Source organism: Labrys sp. (in: a-proteobacteria) (genome assembly GCF_047605565.1).
Classification (GTDB): Bacteria; Pseudomonadota; Alphaproteobacteria; order Rhizobiales; family Labraceae; genus Labrys; species Labrys neptuniae.
This window is the reverse complement of sequence record NZ_JASGFM010000025.1, coordinates 45,900-59,730: the sequence shown is the minus strand read 5'-3', so window position 1 is coordinate 59,730 and position 13,831 is coordinate 45,900. Positions and strand designations below refer to the sequence as shown.

General features: G+C 63.4%; 13 protein-coding genes and 1 pseudogene. 6 read left to right on the top strand and 8 right to left on the bottom strand.

What is annotated here, in order from left to right; all coding sequences use genetic code 11:
• Positions 1-187: 187 nt before the first annotated feature.
• The 3 genes from QM672_RS20945 to QM672_RS20935 form a co-directional block, all read right to left on the bottom strand.
• The gene (locus QM672_RS20945) at positions 188-388 is read right to left on the bottom strand and encodes a hypothetical protein (RefSeq protein ID WP_156771352.1); all 201 of its coding nucleotides are present in this window, start codon (positions 386-388) and stop codon (positions 188-190) included.
• 194 nt (positions 389-582) lie between these two features.
• A complete protein-coding gene (locus QM672_RS20940) occupies positions 583-1,068 on the bottom strand; it encodes a hypothetical protein (RefSeq protein WP_068282915.1) in 486 nt (161 codons plus the stop codon).
• A 231-nt stretch (positions 1,069-1,299) separates the two neighbouring features.
• Positions 1,300-1,941: a TetR/AcrR family transcriptional regulator gene (locus QM672_RS20935; RefSeq protein ID WP_415084866.1), complete on the bottom strand. Its 642-nt coding sequence runs from the start codon at positions 1,939-1,941 to the stop codon at positions 1,300-1,302.
• 112 nt (positions 1,942-2,053) lie between these two features.
• Here QM672_RS20935 and QM672_RS20930 point away from each other — a divergent pair, with 112 nt between their 5' ends.
• From QM672_RS20930 to QM672_RS20920, 3 genes and pseudogenes are all read left to right on the top strand, one after another.
• Positions 2,054-2,893, top strand: coding sequence for an oxidoreductase (locus QM672_RS20930; protein WP_415084864.1), 840 nt, complete (start codon positions 2,054-2,056; stop codon positions 2,891-2,893).
• 239 nt (positions 2,894-3,132) lie between these two features.
• A pseudogene (locus QM672_RS20925) lies at positions 3,133-4,606 on the top strand (FAD-dependent monooxygenase).
• A gap of 103 nt (positions 4,607-4,709) precedes the next feature.
• Positions 4,710-4,991, top strand: a complete 282-nt coding sequence (locus QM672_RS20920) for a hypothetical protein (protein ID WP_311938362.1) — start codon at positions 4,710-4,712, stop codon at positions 4,989-4,991.
• A 185-nt stretch (positions 4,992-5,176) separates the two neighbouring features.
• Here the strand turns inward: QM672_RS20920 and QM672_RS20915 are convergent, their stop codons facing one another.
• The 3 genes from QM672_RS20915 to QM672_RS20905 all read right to left on the bottom strand — a co-directional run bounded on the left by QM672_RS20915 (position 5,177) and on the right by QM672_RS20905 (position 7,067).
• Entirely contained in the window at positions 5,177-5,503 is a 327-nt protein-coding gene (locus QM672_RS20915; RefSeq protein ID WP_415084862.1) for a hypothetical protein, read from the bottom strand.
• Between the two features lie 106 nt (positions 5,504-5,609).
• Positions 5,610-6,401, bottom strand: coding sequence for a YggS family pyridoxal phosphate-dependent enzyme (locus QM672_RS20910; protein WP_415084860.1), 792 nt, complete (start codon positions 6,399-6,401; stop codon positions 5,610-5,612).
• 33 nt (positions 6,402-6,434) lie between these two features.
• A complete protein-coding gene (locus tag QM672_RS20905) occupies positions 6,435-7,067 on the bottom strand; it encodes an FMN-binding negative transcriptional regulator (protein WP_415084858.1) in 633 nt (210 codons plus the stop codon).
• Positions 7,068-7,185: 118 nt separating this feature from the next.
• On the opposite strand from QM672_RS20905, the gene QM672_RS20900 reads away from it, so the two are divergent.
• The 3 genes from QM672_RS20900 to QM672_RS20890 all read left to right on the top strand — a co-directional run bounded on the left by QM672_RS20900 (position 7,186) and on the right by QM672_RS20890 (position 10,663).
• A complete protein-coding gene (locus QM672_RS20900) occupies positions 7,186-8,643 on the top strand; it encodes a PLP-dependent aminotransferase family protein (RefSeq protein WP_415084856.1) in 1,458 nt (485 codons plus the stop codon).
• An 80-nt stretch (positions 8,644-8,723) separates the two neighbouring features.
• On the top strand, positions 8,724-9,452 hold the full coding sequence (locus QM672_RS20895; protein WP_415084854.1) for a class I SAM-dependent methyltransferase: 729 nt from the start codon (positions 8,724-8,726) through the stop codon (positions 9,450-9,452).
• A gap of 125 nt (positions 9,453-9,577) precedes the next feature.
• On the top strand, positions 9,578-10,663 hold the full coding sequence (locus QM672_RS20890; protein ID WP_415084852.1) for a PLP-dependent cysteine synthase family protein: 1,086 nt from the start codon (positions 9,578-9,580) through the stop codon (positions 10,661-10,663).
• 113 nt (positions 10,664-10,776) lie between these two features.
• Here QM672_RS20890 and QM672_RS20885 read toward each other — a convergent pair whose 3' ends face one another.
• Complete coding sequence (locus QM672_RS20885) at positions 10,777-12,159, bottom strand: aspartate aminotransferase family protein (protein ID WP_311938353.1); 1,383 nt, start codon at positions 12,157-12,159, stop codon at positions 10,777-10,779.
• Between the two features lie 11 nt (positions 12,160-12,170).
• Positions 12,171-13,661 carry an NAD-dependent succinate-semialdehyde dehydrogenase gene (locus QM672_RS20880; RefSeq protein ID WP_415084850.1) on the bottom strand — a complete coding sequence of 497 codons (1,491 nt, stop codon included), beginning with the start codon at positions 13,659-13,661 and terminating at the stop codon, positions 12,171-12,173.
• Between the last annotated feature and the right edge of the window lie 170 nt (positions 13,662-13,831).

Here is a 13,831-nt window from a genome sequence, read left to right as displayed (position 1 = left end):
CAAGCCCGGGATAGACCTGCAAGGTGAGCGACGGTGATCAGCCAGGCTAAGGCAGTCGGCACGGAGCCCCGCCGCGAAACGGTGAGAAACTTCGCTCATGTATCCGGGTTTCATAATCCCGGTTGCCGCCCCTCCGGCCCGTGAGGCCAGAGGGGTCTTGTTTGCGTCCGGCGCTGCGCAAGCGCCCTTATCGGCAGACGCGCCGCGTCACCCACACCGGCCGGCCATGCTTGAAGGTCTTGGTCTTGACGACCTTGCACACCGGGCGATGGTGGTGGCGATCAAAACCCGGATGCCGCCAGTCATGCCGGGGCGCCGCCGAGGCAGCAAGAGTTGTTCCGCCAAGTGCCGCAATGGAAAGGACGACGGCGCAAATAAGCTTTTTCATAATATTCTCCTAGAAAAGCCGCCCCCAGCTATGGGGAGCAAACTAGCGAGACAAAAATGAACGGTTTCTGAAAAATGATAGTATCAGTCACGGCATGATGAGCGCTGTGGAATGATGGTTAATGGGTGCGTCGACTGCAAGCCCTAGCCCTGCCGGGCTGCATGTCAGCGATGGCCGTCACGCCAGCGAGGCTGTCATGCCACAACCCTCCCCTGCCGGCGGAGATAGACGATCTGGGCCGTCAGGCCGACGATGAGCAGGACGAGAAGGCTGCCCTGAGCCCCGAGGAGGAGTGGCGACTTCAAGTCGGTGACGAGGGGATGGCCGTCCGGCACACGGCGCAGGGTCTCGGTGACCGTCGGCACCATCAGCAGGAAGACGGTCAGGCTCAGGCAGATCGTCTCGATGAAGCGCTTGGTGCGTTCCAGCCCCGGAAGCCGCCCAACGCCATAGCCTGCGACCAGCAACATGATGGTCGCCGCACCGATGACATAGCTCACCGGCTGATGCGCAACGAGAAATGCCGTTGCGGCACCGATGACCATCGAGATGAAATAGATGATGCCGGATGTCGAGCCAGGTACAATCCGCCCGTGGCGAATAAGCATATAAAGAGCCAGCGGAATGGCGGGCAAGCTGCCGAGTGTATGCACCCAGCCGATCGGAGAGATTCCAAACATCTCAGTCTCCTATTTTTCTTCCAACTAGAAGGTAGTTGAGCAGGCAAACTCAACACACACCTTCAAAGTTGAGCCGGACCGATCGAGGGGGAGCCCTCAGCCGATTTTCCGATCTTTACGGGGATGAAAAATGCCTCATTCCGTCCGCTAAGTGAGGCACTCACTATCTACCTTCTGGTAGGGTGGCTGTCAAGTCACTCGCCTGATGGACCGGGCATCGTCCCACGGCCCCTAGGAGCGCTTGATCTGCTCGATCAGGTCGGTGCGACGCGACGGGCTGGCAAAGCCGAGAAGAAGCGTGGAAGCGCCAATCCGGAAAGCGCTATCAAGATCCTCATCTTGAAGTTCGCCCGCGATCCAGAACGAGACGCAACCCCGGAAATTGAAGGCAAGCTGGTCTGCCAGCACGGCCTGGGCAAGCGCCTTCGTCTCGACGGTCATGCCAGCGAAATCCCCCAATGCCAGCAACCAGAGTTCCCGCGAGTTCTGCCGCACCGGACCGGGCTCGGAATTGGCAACGCCGAGCGATCCCACCACCGCCTTGTGGACGTCCGGCTTCTCCAGCAGGAGCGCGACGCTGATCCGTCCCATTGCCAACACATGGTCGATCGCGTCACCGGCGGGGGCCTCGTCGCCGAATTGCGTCGCCATCCGCTGGATCAGGCGGGCCGAAAGCGCCTGCATGATCGCATTTTTGCTGCCGAAATGATTGAACGGCGTTGCGAACCCTACGCCCGCCTCGGCCGCCAGCGCCCGCATCGAGAAATCCGCTGTCTCGCCTTTTTCAAGCAAGCGCTCGGCGGCGTCGAGTACGACCTCCCGGGCAAGCTGCCTGTTCCTTTCCCTGAGGGGCTGTCGCTCCGTTCCGGCCATGACCGCTTCAACTCCCTGTTTCGAGCATCACTTGAAAAGCTATATCACGATATATAATTAAGTTCACGATATAATATGGCGAGCCAGATGGCGCGCTGCAAAAGGAGCTCCCATGAGCAACAACAAGACCTTTCTCATTACGGGTGTCAGTTCGGGGCTGGGCAAAGCCTTTGCCGAAGGCGCGCTTGCAGCCGGGCACCAGGTGATCGGCACGGTCCGCAATGCGGAGGCGGCACAGGCATTCATGGTGCTTGCACCGGGCCGTGCGCATGCCATGCTGCTCGATGTGACGAATTTTGATGCCGTTCCGAAGGCCGTTGCCCAAGCGCAGGACGAGGTTGGTCCCATCGACGTCCTCGTCAACAATGCCGGCTACGGCCATGAGGGTATCCTGGAGGAATCGTCGCTGGACGAGATGCGTCGCCAGTTCGACGCCAATGTGTTCGGCGCGGTCGCGATGATCAAGGCGGTGTTGCCGGGCATGCGGGCGCGGCGTTCCGGCCATATCGTCAACGTCACCTCCATGGGAGGCTTCATCACCATGCCGGGCATCAGCTATTACTGCGGCAGCAAGTTCGCCCTCGAAGGCATCTCCGAAGCACTCGGCAAGGAAGTGAAGCCTCTTGGCATCCATGTGACGGCGTTGGCGCCGGGCCAGTTCCGCACCGACTGGGCCGGGCGCTCGATGGTTCGCTCCGAGCGCAGTCTTGCCGCCTATGATGCGGTCATGGACCCGATCCGCGCCGCCCGGCAGGCAAAAAGCGGCAATCAGCCGGGTGATCCCGCCAAGGCCGCACAGGCGCTGCTCAAACTCGTCTCGGCCGAGAACCCGCCAGTCCGGCTCTATCTCGGGGTCGATGCGCTCAAGCTCGTCCGCGACAAGATCGATGCGATGAAGGCGGAAATGGTGGCTTGGGAAGAAGTCTCCCGTTCGACCGACTTCATCGAGTGAGCCTGATCGGAGAGGCCGTTGCTGCGCTGACGGGACGAAGATTCCTACCCGGCGCCGCTTGGCTTCCCTGTCCTGTTCGCTATCGGGGGCGGTGAAACTGCCTGGATCCGCAGGCGTCCTGTCGGTGTTCGGCGAATGCCGCTCCTTCCACTCTGATATAGGGCGCCGCCCCCTCTTGCTTCAAGATGTCGGTCATCGCGTAGAAAACGGGCCCCGACCGTGATTTCGTGAGGTGGCAGATGTATTCGTCCGGACATGACGTGGTCATCGCTGGAGGTGGCCCGACCGGGTTGATGCTGGCGGGTGAACTGGCCCTGGCGGGTGTCGACGTCGCCATCGTCGAACGGCGCTTGAATTCAGGACGTCGAGGGTTCGCGCGCAAGCGGGTTGCATCCGCGATCGATCGAGGTGCTGGACCAGCGCGGCATCGCCGATCGCTTTGTCGCACAGGGCGAAAAGCATCGGGTCGTGCCGTTTGCCGGAACGGTTCTGGACGCCAGCGACCGTGCAACCCGCCACAACTACACGCTCGCGCTGTGGCAGGCCAAGATCGAGCGCCTTCTCGCCGATTGGGTTTCCGAATTGGCGGTGCCGGTCTATCGGGGCTGTGAGGTGACGGGCTTCACGCAGGACGACACCGGTGTAAATATCGGATTGGACGATGGCCGGACGATGCGGGCGCAATATCTTGCCGGCTGCGACGGCGGTCGCAGCCTTGTCCGTAAGACGGCGGGGATCGAATTCCCCGGATGGGATCCCGACATCAGCTATCTGATTTTCGAAGCCGACATGGCGGACGAACCGCCCATCGGCATGCGCCATGGCGCAAGAGGTGTCTATGCCCTTGGCCGGTTGGAGGACGGCAAGCGCGTCCGCGGCGTCGTGACGGAGCAGCGTCTCGAACCAGGCAGCAAACCCACGGTGGACGAACTCCGCGGGACGCTTGCCGCCGCCTATGGGTCGGATTTCGGCATCAACGACGTCACTTGGCTGTCGAGGTTCACCGACGCTGCCCGACAGGCGGCTTCCTATCGGCAGGGACGCGTGCTGCTCGCCGGTGACGCCGCCCATGTGCATTCTCCGGTCGGCGGACAGGGCCTCAATGTCGGCCTGCAGGATGCCGTCAATCTGGGATGGAAGCTGGCACAGGTGGTCAAGGGCATCTCACCGGACGACCTGCTCGACACCTATCATGCCGAACGGCATCCGGTGGGAGCAGCCCTGTTGAAACACACCCTCGCGCTCACGGCTCTCAATCGCGGCGATGAACGAACGAAGGCCTTGCGCGAGATGATGGCGCCGGTGATGCAAATGGATGCTCCACGCATCTGGTATGGCGCCATGATGTCCGGCCTCGACATTCACTACGACCTCGGTGAGGGGCATCCGCTGCTCGGCCGCCGCATGCCCGATCTCGACCTGGTCGGCGCCAAAGGGCCAGTTCGAGTTTTCGATCTCCTGCGCGATGCCCGGCCCGTGCTGCTTGATCTCGGAGTGCCCGGCAGCCTCGACATTCCGGGATGGGCGGATCGCATCGCGCTGGTCGAGGCGAGATTCGAAGGGATATGCGAGCTTCCCGTGATCGGCCCGGTCTCATCGCCAATCGCCGTGTTGATCCGGCCCGACGGCCACGTCGCCTGGGTCGGGAATGGAGACGCACGGGGCCTCGAGGCTGCCCTCGGAACCTGGTTCGGGAAACCAGCGACGCGATAGGATTTGGGCGAGGCGATTGGATACGGATGATGAAATTCATTCAGCATCCATTCATATTACGTAACGGAATGTCAGTGTCGTCAAATCCGACTGGAGATTTTCAATGAAAAAGCTTCTTCTTGCTGCCCTGATTGCCGTCGGCGCGTTGTCTGCCAGCGTTGCACCGTCATCCGCCCTTGCTCCGGTTCATCTGGGCACTCCCGCCGCAACGCAGGCCGAGCAGGTCGGCTGGCATGGCTGGGGGAAGCATGGCTGGCGCCGGCACCACGACAATGGCCTGCATCGGGGCTGGAGGCGCGGTCGCCATGAAGGCTGGCGCCGGCATGGCGGACGGCACGGGCATGACGGCTGGCGCAGGCATGGTGGCCGGCATCACCGTTGGTGATCGTCTGCGCGCGGCAGCAATGTCGCCAATCAAGTCACCCGACAAAAAAGCCCGACGCTTCATGCGCCGGGCGAGTTCTATTGGGGTACTATCGTCAGCCGACCTCTCCTCATCGTCGTGGCCGTTGACTGGCGCGAGTGTGTCGACGGCCTGTGACTTCGGCGTGATTCCAGAGGTCCTCTGTTCTATCGTACCGCCCTGTAAAAGGTCGTCGCACCGAGGCTGGCGCTCCGGTCGGTGACCTCGCTCACGGCCTGTCCCTGCAGCAACCAGATCAGCCCCATCACGTCATAACGTACAAGCGGTGCCGTCGGGTGCAGACCGAAGAGGTCATCGGCGCTCCAGCCGAGTTCGGCCACTTGGTCACCCCAATCGGTCAGGAACTCGATCGCGTCATGTTTGGCCTGCTGCCAGCGTTTGGCGTCGCCAATCGGATTGGTTTTCTGGAGCTTGGCCAATTCCTCGGCAAAGGGGCCCACATAGGTTTGGGCGATGGCGAGCGCTGCAGGCATGTTCGAACTCCGTCTTGAGATAGACGGATTCACGCCCCGAACGGTGTAGATTCGGTTGCCTGATCCTTCCTGCCGAGAACCGGTGCTCGCTTTTCGACGCGATGTCTTAGCCTGGCGCGAAGCCGGGCCAATAATGCCCGTCGGGAGTCGGGCGTTTGCCGAAGATGGCCTGGCCGACGCGAACCACGTCGGCCCCCTCCTCGATCGCGGCTTCGAAATCGCCGGACATGCCCATGGAGAGCTCTGTCAAGGCCGCATTGCGTTTTACCGCTCGATCACGCAGGGCCCGCAGCAAGCGAAAGCAGGGGCGCACGCGGGCCATGTCGTCGCTGAACAGCGCCAATGTCATCAGCCCGCGGGGGCGCAAGCGCGCGAAGCCCTCGAGCCGGTCGACGAAATCGAGCATGGCATCGGGATGCAGGCCGAACTTGCTCTCCTCGCCCGAGGTATTGACCTGGACGTAGACGTCGAGGAAGCGATCCTCGATGGCGAGGCGCCTGTCCAGCATCTCGGCGACGCGCAGGCTGTCGAGGGCGTGAAACTCGCGGGCAAAACGGGCGAGATATTTCACCTTGTTGGTCTGCAGATGCCCCACGATGCTCCAGGCGATCGGCAGGTCGGCGAGGTCGTCGCGCTTGCTCTGCGCCTCCTGGATCTTGTTCTCGCCGAAGTCGCGGATACCGGCGGCGAAGGCGAGCCGCAGCACGGGAGCCGGCACGGTCTTGGTGATGGGAAGAAGGCGCACCGCGGCCGGCTGCCGGCCCGCGCGCAGGCTGGCCGCCTCGATCCTGCGTTCGACCTCGGTGAGATTGGCAGCGAAACTTGCCCTTGGATCGGGGCCGAAGCGGGCAATGTCGGTCTCGCCGAGAGCGGCCGCATCGGCGTGAAGTTCGTTCATTTCAAGCATCCAGTCTCGTATCGCGCCGCCGTATCAAAGCGGATCGAGGGGAATGAGTGAGGCGATCCGGCGATCGGCCGGATCGGGGCTGTCGGCGAGCGCGCGCGCCACGCCGTCCCGATCGGCAGCCGGCCGGTTCTGGCTCAGCTTGCGCTTGCCTTCCAGGCGACGGATTGCCAGCCGCACCCCGACGATGCCGCGCAGTTGTGCCTGGACGAATGCCGGCGGCGCATCGGCAACCTGCCAGGGCGTGGCCATCGCCCCCTCGCGCAGATTGGTGAGGCGGGTGACGGCCTCGAGCAGGCGCACGGGATCTTCGAAAAATTCCACCGGCCCATAGGCGTGGACGGCTTCGTAGTTCCAGGTCGGCACGACCTTGTGATGTTCGCGCTTGGCGGCATACCAACTGGGCGAGACATAGGCGTCGGCGCCCATGAAGATGGCCATGGCGTCGCCGATCGGCTCGGCCTGCCATTGCGGATTGGCCCGGGCAAGATGACCATAGAGCGTGCCATGCTCTCCTTCGTCCGGGTCGAAGAGCAGTGGCAGGGGCGTGCCGATCGGGCCGTTGGCGGTTGCGGTCACCAGGGTGCTCAGGCGCGTATCCCGCATCAGCCGAAGCAGGATGGCCGGATCGTCTTCGCGGAAGGCGGGCGGTATGTACATCGTAGGGGACTCGTGAAAATTCGGCTCGTGAAAACTCGACTTGGTTTCCAGTCAAGATAGGAGCAAACTGGCTTAACAAGAACGTCCAGTTCGGGTGATTTTGGCTAGACCAGTTGTCATGACGCAAGATCGACAGGTCCGGGGTCCGGGAGCCAGGCAGATCTATGACGTGCTGCGGGCTCAGATCCTGGCGGGAACCTATGGGGATGCGGGTGCCCTGCCCTCTTCGCGCGCCTTGGCATCCGAACTCGGCGTAGCCCGCGCGACCGTCACCTCGGCCTATGAGCAGTTGTCGGCAGAAGGTTTCATTCGCAGCCGCCAGGGCGCCAGGCCGAAAGTAGCCGCCCTTCTCGACCGCACACCGCCGTCATCGCCGGCGTTGACGAGCTCTGCGCCCCCGCCGCTGTCGAGCTATGGCGCGCGCCTCGCCCAGCAACCGGCCTCTCCTCCGTCAGCAGCGCGGCCTGCCGTCGATTTCCGTTATGGCGACCTTGCCGCGTCGGACTTTCCCACGCCGATCTGGCGACGCGCCATATTGGGGGCGCTGGCGCAAAGGCCGGATCGCCTTTCCTATGGCCATCCGGCCGGCTCGCTCCGATTGCGGCGGGCCCTGCAGGGTTATCTCTGGCGGGCGCGTGCGCTGCGTTGCGAGGCCGAGCAGATCATCATCGTCAACGGATCCCAGCAGGGGTTGGATCTGTGCAGCCGCCTCCTGCTCGATCCCGGTGATGGTGCGATCGTGGAAGATCCCTGCTATCGGATGGCTCGGGACATTTTCGCCGCGGCCGGTGCCAGGGTCATGCCAATTCCGGCCGATCAGGACGGACTGGACACCTCGCGGCTCGACAACGCCGCGGCACGGCTCGCCTATGTCACGCCCTCGCATCAGTTTCCGCTCGGCAGCGTGCTGTCGATCGCCAGGCGTCACCGCTTGCTCGCCTGGGCCCAGGAGCGCGACGCCTATCTGATCGAGGACGATTACGACAGCGAGTATCGCTACGACATCAATCCGGTGCCGCCGCTTCATGGCCTGGGCCACGGCCGGAACGTCCTCTATCTCGGCACGGTTTCGAAGACCATGTCCCCAACCCTGCGCATCGGCTATCTGGTGGTCCCTTCCGGCCTCGCTGCCATTTTCACGCACGCCAAGCAGATCATGGATAGGCACAGCCCGGCCTTGGAGCAGGAAGCCCTCGCCACTCTCCTGGAGACCGGGGCCTATGAACGCCATATCCGGCGCATTCGCCGGCGCATGGCCGAACGCCGCGATACCCTGCTCGAAGGGCTGCGGCAGTGTTTCGGCGACAGGCTTGCCGTCGAGGGAGCCAAGGCGGGCCTTCACATCATCGCATGGTTCCGCCATATTCCGGCGGCCCTGGAGGGGGAACTGATCCGGAAAGCCGGCCAGGTCGGGCTCGGTCTCCACCCCCTGACGCCACTCTATGCCGCGGGCAGCGCGACGAGGCCGGATCAAGCCGGCCTGGTGATGGGCTATGGCAGCCTGGATGTGCGCCAGATCAGGAGGGGCGTCGAATTGCTGGCCAATTGCGTGGCAGAGGTCGAAAGCGGCAACTGAAGCCGTCCTGGCATCGCTTTCTTTTCCGACGCGCATGGAGCAGCGGCCACCTGCAAGGAATATTGAAGGAAGAGATTGGGATGGCGCAGAACATTTACGACCGTCAGGAATTTTTCGACGGATACAGCCAATTGCCTCGCTCGGTCCACGGCCTGTCGGGAGCGCCGGAATGGCCGGACATTCGAGCCCTGATCCCCGATCTCGCCGGCGAGCGCGTGGTCGATCTCGGCTGCGGATTCGGCTGGTTCAGCCGATGGGCCCTCGATCACGGGGCGGCGAGCACGCTTGGCTTCGACCTCTCCGAGAAAATGCTCGCGCGAGCCCGGGAGATGACGGCGAGTTCCAGGGCTGAATACCGGATTGCCGACCTCGAAACCCTCGAACTGCCGGCGGCCGATTTCGATTTCGCCTATAGCTCGCTGGCTTTCCACTATGTCGTGGATTTCGGCCGCCTGGCCAAAACTATCTATGACAGCTTGCGGCCAGGTTCCGGCTTCGTCTTTTCCATCGAACACCCGATCTACATGGCTCCGAGCCATCCGGGCTGGCAGCACGATGAGGAGGGCCGGAGGATCTGGCCGCTCGATCGCTATTCCGTGGAGGGCGAGCGCACCACCGACTGGCTGGCCAAGGGCGTCGTCAAATATCATCGCACCCTCGGGACGACGCTGAATACCCTGATCGACGTCGGCTTCGCGATCAGGCGCGTCGTGGAATGGAGCCCGACGGAAGAACAGGTGGCACAGCACTCCGCGCTTGCGGAAGAGCGCGATCGGCCGATGATGGTGATCATATCCGCTGGGCGCTGAGCCGGTACCGGAGAAAACATCAGCACTTTTCCGGAGCTTTCTCGACCTCTTCACGAGCGGCTCACGCCTCGATGCTATCACGCGGTTGCAAAAAGCGACGAACCGAAAGCCAAGGAGCAGGTGAGATGACCCAACAGTCCCAGTCCAGAACGACATCCGGCCGCGGCCGCCTTTTCGACAGCATCCTGGAGACGGTGGGCGACACACCCGTCATCAAGATCAACAACATCGCCCCTGATCATGCCACGATCTACGTCAAGGCGGAGTTCTTCAACCCGGCCGCTTCGGTGAAGGACAGGCTGGCGCTGAGCATCATCGAGCATGGCGAACGCACCGGCGCGCTCAAGCCGGGCATGACCGTGGTCGAGGCGACCAGCGGCAATACCGGCATCGGCCTTGCCATGGTGTGTGCGCAGAAAGGCTATCCGCTGGTCGTCACCATGGCGGACAGCTTCTCGATCGAACGCCGCAAGCTCATGCGCATGCTCGGCGCCAAGGTGGTGCTGACGCCACGTGCCCAGAAGGGCTTCGGCATGTATCGCAAGGCGGTGGAACTGGCCGAGGCCAATGGCTGGTTCCTGGCCCATCAGTTCGAGACCGAGGCCAATGCCGCCATCCATGAGGCGACCACGGCACGCGAGATCATCAACGATTTCGCCGGCAAGCGGCTCGACGTCTTCGTCACCGGCTATGGCACCGGCGGCACCGCCGTTGGCGTCGGGCGCGTGCTGCGCCGGGAACGCCCCGATACCCGTATCGTGCTGTGCGAACCCGCCAATGCCCAATTGGTCGGCAGCGGCCAGAAGCAGGAACGCGATGCCGATGGTTCGCCGACCGTTGGCCATCCTGCATTCGAGCCGCATCCGATCCAGGGCGGGACGCCGGACTTCATCCCCAAGGTGCTGCAGGAAGGGATCGACAACAAGCTCTATGACGAGCTCGTTCCGATCGCCGGTGCCGAAGGCGTGAAATGGGCCAAGGCCCTGGCCCAGAAGGAAGGCATCTTTGTCGGCATTTCCGCCGGCGCCACCTTTGCCGTCGCCCGCCAGATCGCCGAGAAGGCGCCCGCCGGCTCCGTCATCCTCTGCATGCTGCCCGATACCGGCGAGCGCTATATGACGACACCCTTGTTCGATGGCATCGAGGCGGAAATGGATGCCGAGGAGATCGCGCTTTCGAAGTCGACGCCGGGCTATCAGTTCCCGGAATGATCCCTGGGATCGCAGGCGTCTCGCCTGCATCTCCCTCCCCCACAAGTGCGACGTTTCCAGGATGCAGGCGAGACGCCTGCGGGCCAGGAAACGTCCTCCGGTTTCAGGCGTGTTCAGCCCAGCACCGACTTCACGGCCTTGGCCGCCGCCGACACCACGACGTCGGCCTCCTCGCGCGTGAGGCAGAGCGGCGGCGCAAAGCCCATGATGTCGCCCTGCGGCATGGCGCGGCCGATCACGCCGTTCTCCAGCATGGCAGCGACCACGCGGGGGCCGACCTTCTCGGACACGTCGAAGAAGACGCGGTCGTCGCGATCCCTGACCAATTCGACGGCCGCCATCAACCCCTCACCCCGGATCTCGCCGACATGGGCATGCGCGCCAAGCGCGTCGGTGAGAGCCTGCTTGAAATAGGCGCCGACGCTGCCGGCATTGGCGACCAGGTCGAGCTCGTCGACGAGTTCGAGATTGGCGACGCCCGCCGCAGCGCAGAGCGGGTGGGAAGAATAGGTCCAGCCATGGCCGATCGGGCCGAACTCGTCCGAGCCCTTTTCGAGGATGCGCCAGACTTTCTCCGAGACGATCACGCCGGAAAGAGGTGCATAGGCCGACGTCAGCCCCTTGGCGATGGTGATCAGGTCCGGCTTGATGCCGTAATGATCCGAGCCGAACATCGAGCCGAGCCGGCCGAAGCCGGTGATGACCTCGTCGGCGATCAGGAGGATGTCGTATTTGGTGAGGACGGCCTGGATCTTCTCCCAATAGGTGCGCGGTGGCGGCACGATGCCGCCGGTGCCGAGCACGGGTTCGCCGATGAAAGCGGCAATCGTATCCGGCCCCTCGGCGAGGATCAGTTCCTCGAGCTTGGCGGCGCAATGATCGGCGAATTGCTCCTCGCTCTGCGAACGGTCCTCCCGGCGGAAATAATACGGCGCTTCCGTGTGCAGGATCGGCGGCTTGGGCAGGTCGAACAGATTGTGGAAGGCGGCAAGGCCTGTCAGGCTGCCCGACATCAAACCCGAGCCGTGATAACCGCGCCAGCGCGAGATGATCTTCTTCTTCTCGGGGCGGCCCAGTACATTGTTGATGTACCAGACCAGCTTGATGTTGGTCTCGTTGGCATCCGAGCCCGACAGGCCGAAGAAGACCCGGCTCATGCCTTTGGGGGCCCGGTCGATGATCATCTTGGCCAGGGTGATCGAGGGTTGGGAGCCATGGCCGACATAGGCATGGTAATAGGGCAGTTGCGCCGCCTGCTCGGCGATCGCCTCGGCGATCTTGGTGCGGCCGTAGCCGACATTGACGCAATAAAGGCCGGCAAAGGCGTCGAGGCTGCTCTTGCCGTTGCGATCGGTGATGTAGACCCCCTCGGCACCGGTGATGATGCGGTTCGGCGTTTCGCCGCGGGCATGCTGGGCCATATGAGTCGAGGGATGGAAGAAGTGATCGCGATCCCAGGCGGTGAGTTCATTGTCGGAAACGGCGCGGTCGAGCATGTCGGCTCCTTTCAGGCGAGGTCGAGACAGGTATATTTGAGATCGGTGAAAGCTTCGAGGCCATGGCGTGAGCCTTCGCGCCCCATGCCGGACTGCTTGACGCCGCCGAAGGGGATGGGCGCACCCGTCAGTTTCACGCGGTTGACGGCCACCATGCCGTATTCCAGCACGCGGCTGAGGCGCAGGGCTCGGCCGGCATTTTCGGTAACGACATAGGCGACGAGGCCGTACTCCGTGGCATTGGCGCGCGCCACCACTTCGTCCTCGTCGTCGAAGGGCGTGATGCTGGCAACCGGCGCAAAGACCTCTTCGCGCATGATCAGGGCGTCATCGGGGACGTCGGCGAGGACGGTCGGTGACACGAAGAGTGATCCGGCCTCAATGTCGCCACCCGTCAACTTGCGAGCACCTCGCTGCAAGGCATCGGCAATGCGCTCTTTGGTGCGGGCGACGGCCCGTTCATGCATGAGCGGACCTATGTCAGTTTCCTCTTCGAGGCCATGCCCGAGCTTGAGCGCGGCGACGCGGTGGCTGAACGCCTCGCAGAAGGCCGGATAGAGCGAGCGCTGCACGAAGATGCGATTGGCCGCCAGGCAATCCTGGCCGGAGGTCGCGAATTTCGCATCGACGGCAATTTTGACTGCACGATCCAGATCGGCGTCACCGAAGACGATGAGAGGCGCATTGCCGCCGAGTTCCATCACCAGGCGCTTGACGCTGGGCGCACATTGCGCCGCGATCAGGCGCCCGATTTCGGTCGAGCCTGTGAAGCTGACCACCCGCACGCGGGTATCCTCGCATAGGCGCCTGGCGATCGGAGCTGCCTCGCCGGTGACGACGTTGAAGACGCCTGCGGGCAAGCCGGCCCGTTCGGCGAGCTCGGCGAGCGCCAGTGCGGAGAGCGGCGTATAGGAGGAGGGATGGAGCACGACCGTGCAGCCGGCCGCCAAGGCCGCCGCGGCCTTGCGCGTTACCATGGCCGAGGGAAAGTTCCAGGGCGTCATGAGGGCCGCCACGCCGAGCGGCTCGCGGGAAACCTGCATATGCGCCCCGGGAAGGTGGCTGGTCACGCTCTCGGCATTCACGCGCTTGGCTTCTTCCGCATACCATTCGACAAAGGAAGCGCCATAGTCGATCTCGCCGCGGCTTTCGGCCAGGGGCTTGCCCTGCTCCAGCGTCATCAGCAAAGCCAGGTCCTCACGGGCGGCGAGGATGAGCTGGTGCCAAGCGCGCAGGCGGGCGGCGCGTTCCTGAGGTGGCAAGGCCTTCCAGGCCGGGAAGGCTCGGGCGGCGGCATCAACAGCCCTGCCCGTCTCTTCAGGCCTCAAGCTGGCGATATGGGCAAGAATGGCACCCGACCCGGGATCCTTCAGCTCGAAGCTCGCGGCTTGCCGTCCCCCGACCCAGCGGCCGTCGATATAGGCGAGTTCCCTGAGTAGTCGTCGGTCGTTCAGCCGGCCGAGCGCAGGATGGCCGATTTGTTTCAGAGCGGTGGCGATCATCGAAGAAACTCCGGTGGCGTCATGTCTGCAAGGCTAGCCCGAGCCGCCGTGAGAATGTCTCGCTTCGCCCCCTTCCTCACCGTCAAAGCCTCGGTATTTGCTGGGCCGCACCGATAGATTATCGGCCGTTTCTTTCGACTATGGCCTTTACCCTCCCCTGGAGGGGTGGA

Bases quoted from the DNA above. Each gene is read 5' to 3' on its own strand.
- QM672_RS20945 (WP_156771352.1), bottom strand. From the start codon at position 388: ATGAAAAAGCTTATTTGCGCCGTCGTCCTTTCCATTGCGGCACTTGGC.
- QM672_RS20940 (WP_068282915.1), bottom strand. From the start codon at position 1,068: ATGTTTGGAATCTCTCCGATCGGCTGGGTGCATACACTCGGCAGCTTG.
- QM672_RS20935 (WP_415084866.1), bottom strand. From the start codon at position 1,941: ATGGCCGGAACGGAGCGACAGCCCCTCAGGGAAAGGAACAGGCAGCTT.
- QM672_RS20930 (WP_415084864.1), top strand. From the start codon at position 2,054: ATGAGCAACAACAAGACCTTTCTCATTACGGGTGTCAGTTCGGGGCTG.
- QM672_RS20920 (WP_311938362.1), top strand. From the start codon at position 4,710: ATGAAAAAGCTTCTTCTTGCTGCCCTGATTGCCGTCGGCGCGTTGTCT.
- QM672_RS20915 (WP_415084862.1), bottom strand. From the start codon at position 5,503: ATGCCTGCAGCGCTCGCCATCGCCCAAACCTATGTGGGCCCCTTTGCC.
- QM672_RS20910 (WP_415084860.1), bottom strand. From the start codon at position 6,401: ATGAACGAACTTCACGCCGATGCGGCCGCTCTCGGCGAGACCGACATT.
- QM672_RS20905 (WP_415084858.1), bottom strand. From the start codon at position 7,067: ATGTACATACCGCCCGCCTTCCGCGAAGACGATCCGGCCATCCTGCTT.
- QM672_RS20900 (WP_415084856.1), top strand. From the start codon at position 7,186: ATGACGCAAGATCGACAGGTCCGGGGTCCGGGAGCCAGGCAGATCTAT.
- QM672_RS20895 (WP_415084854.1), top strand. From the start codon at position 8,724: ATGGCGCAGAACATTTACGACCGTCAGGAATTTTTCGACGGATACAGC.
- QM672_RS20890 (WP_415084852.1), top strand. From the start codon at position 9,578: ATGACCCAACAGTCCCAGTCCAGAACGACATCCGGCCGCGGCCGCCTT.
- QM672_RS20885 (WP_311938353.1), bottom strand. From the start codon at position 12,159: ATGCTCGACCGCGCCGTTTCCGACAATGAACTCACCGCCTGGGATCGC.
- QM672_RS20880 (WP_415084850.1), bottom strand. From the start codon at position 13,661: ATGATCGCCACCGCTCTGAAACAAATCGGCCATCCTGCGCTCGGCCGG.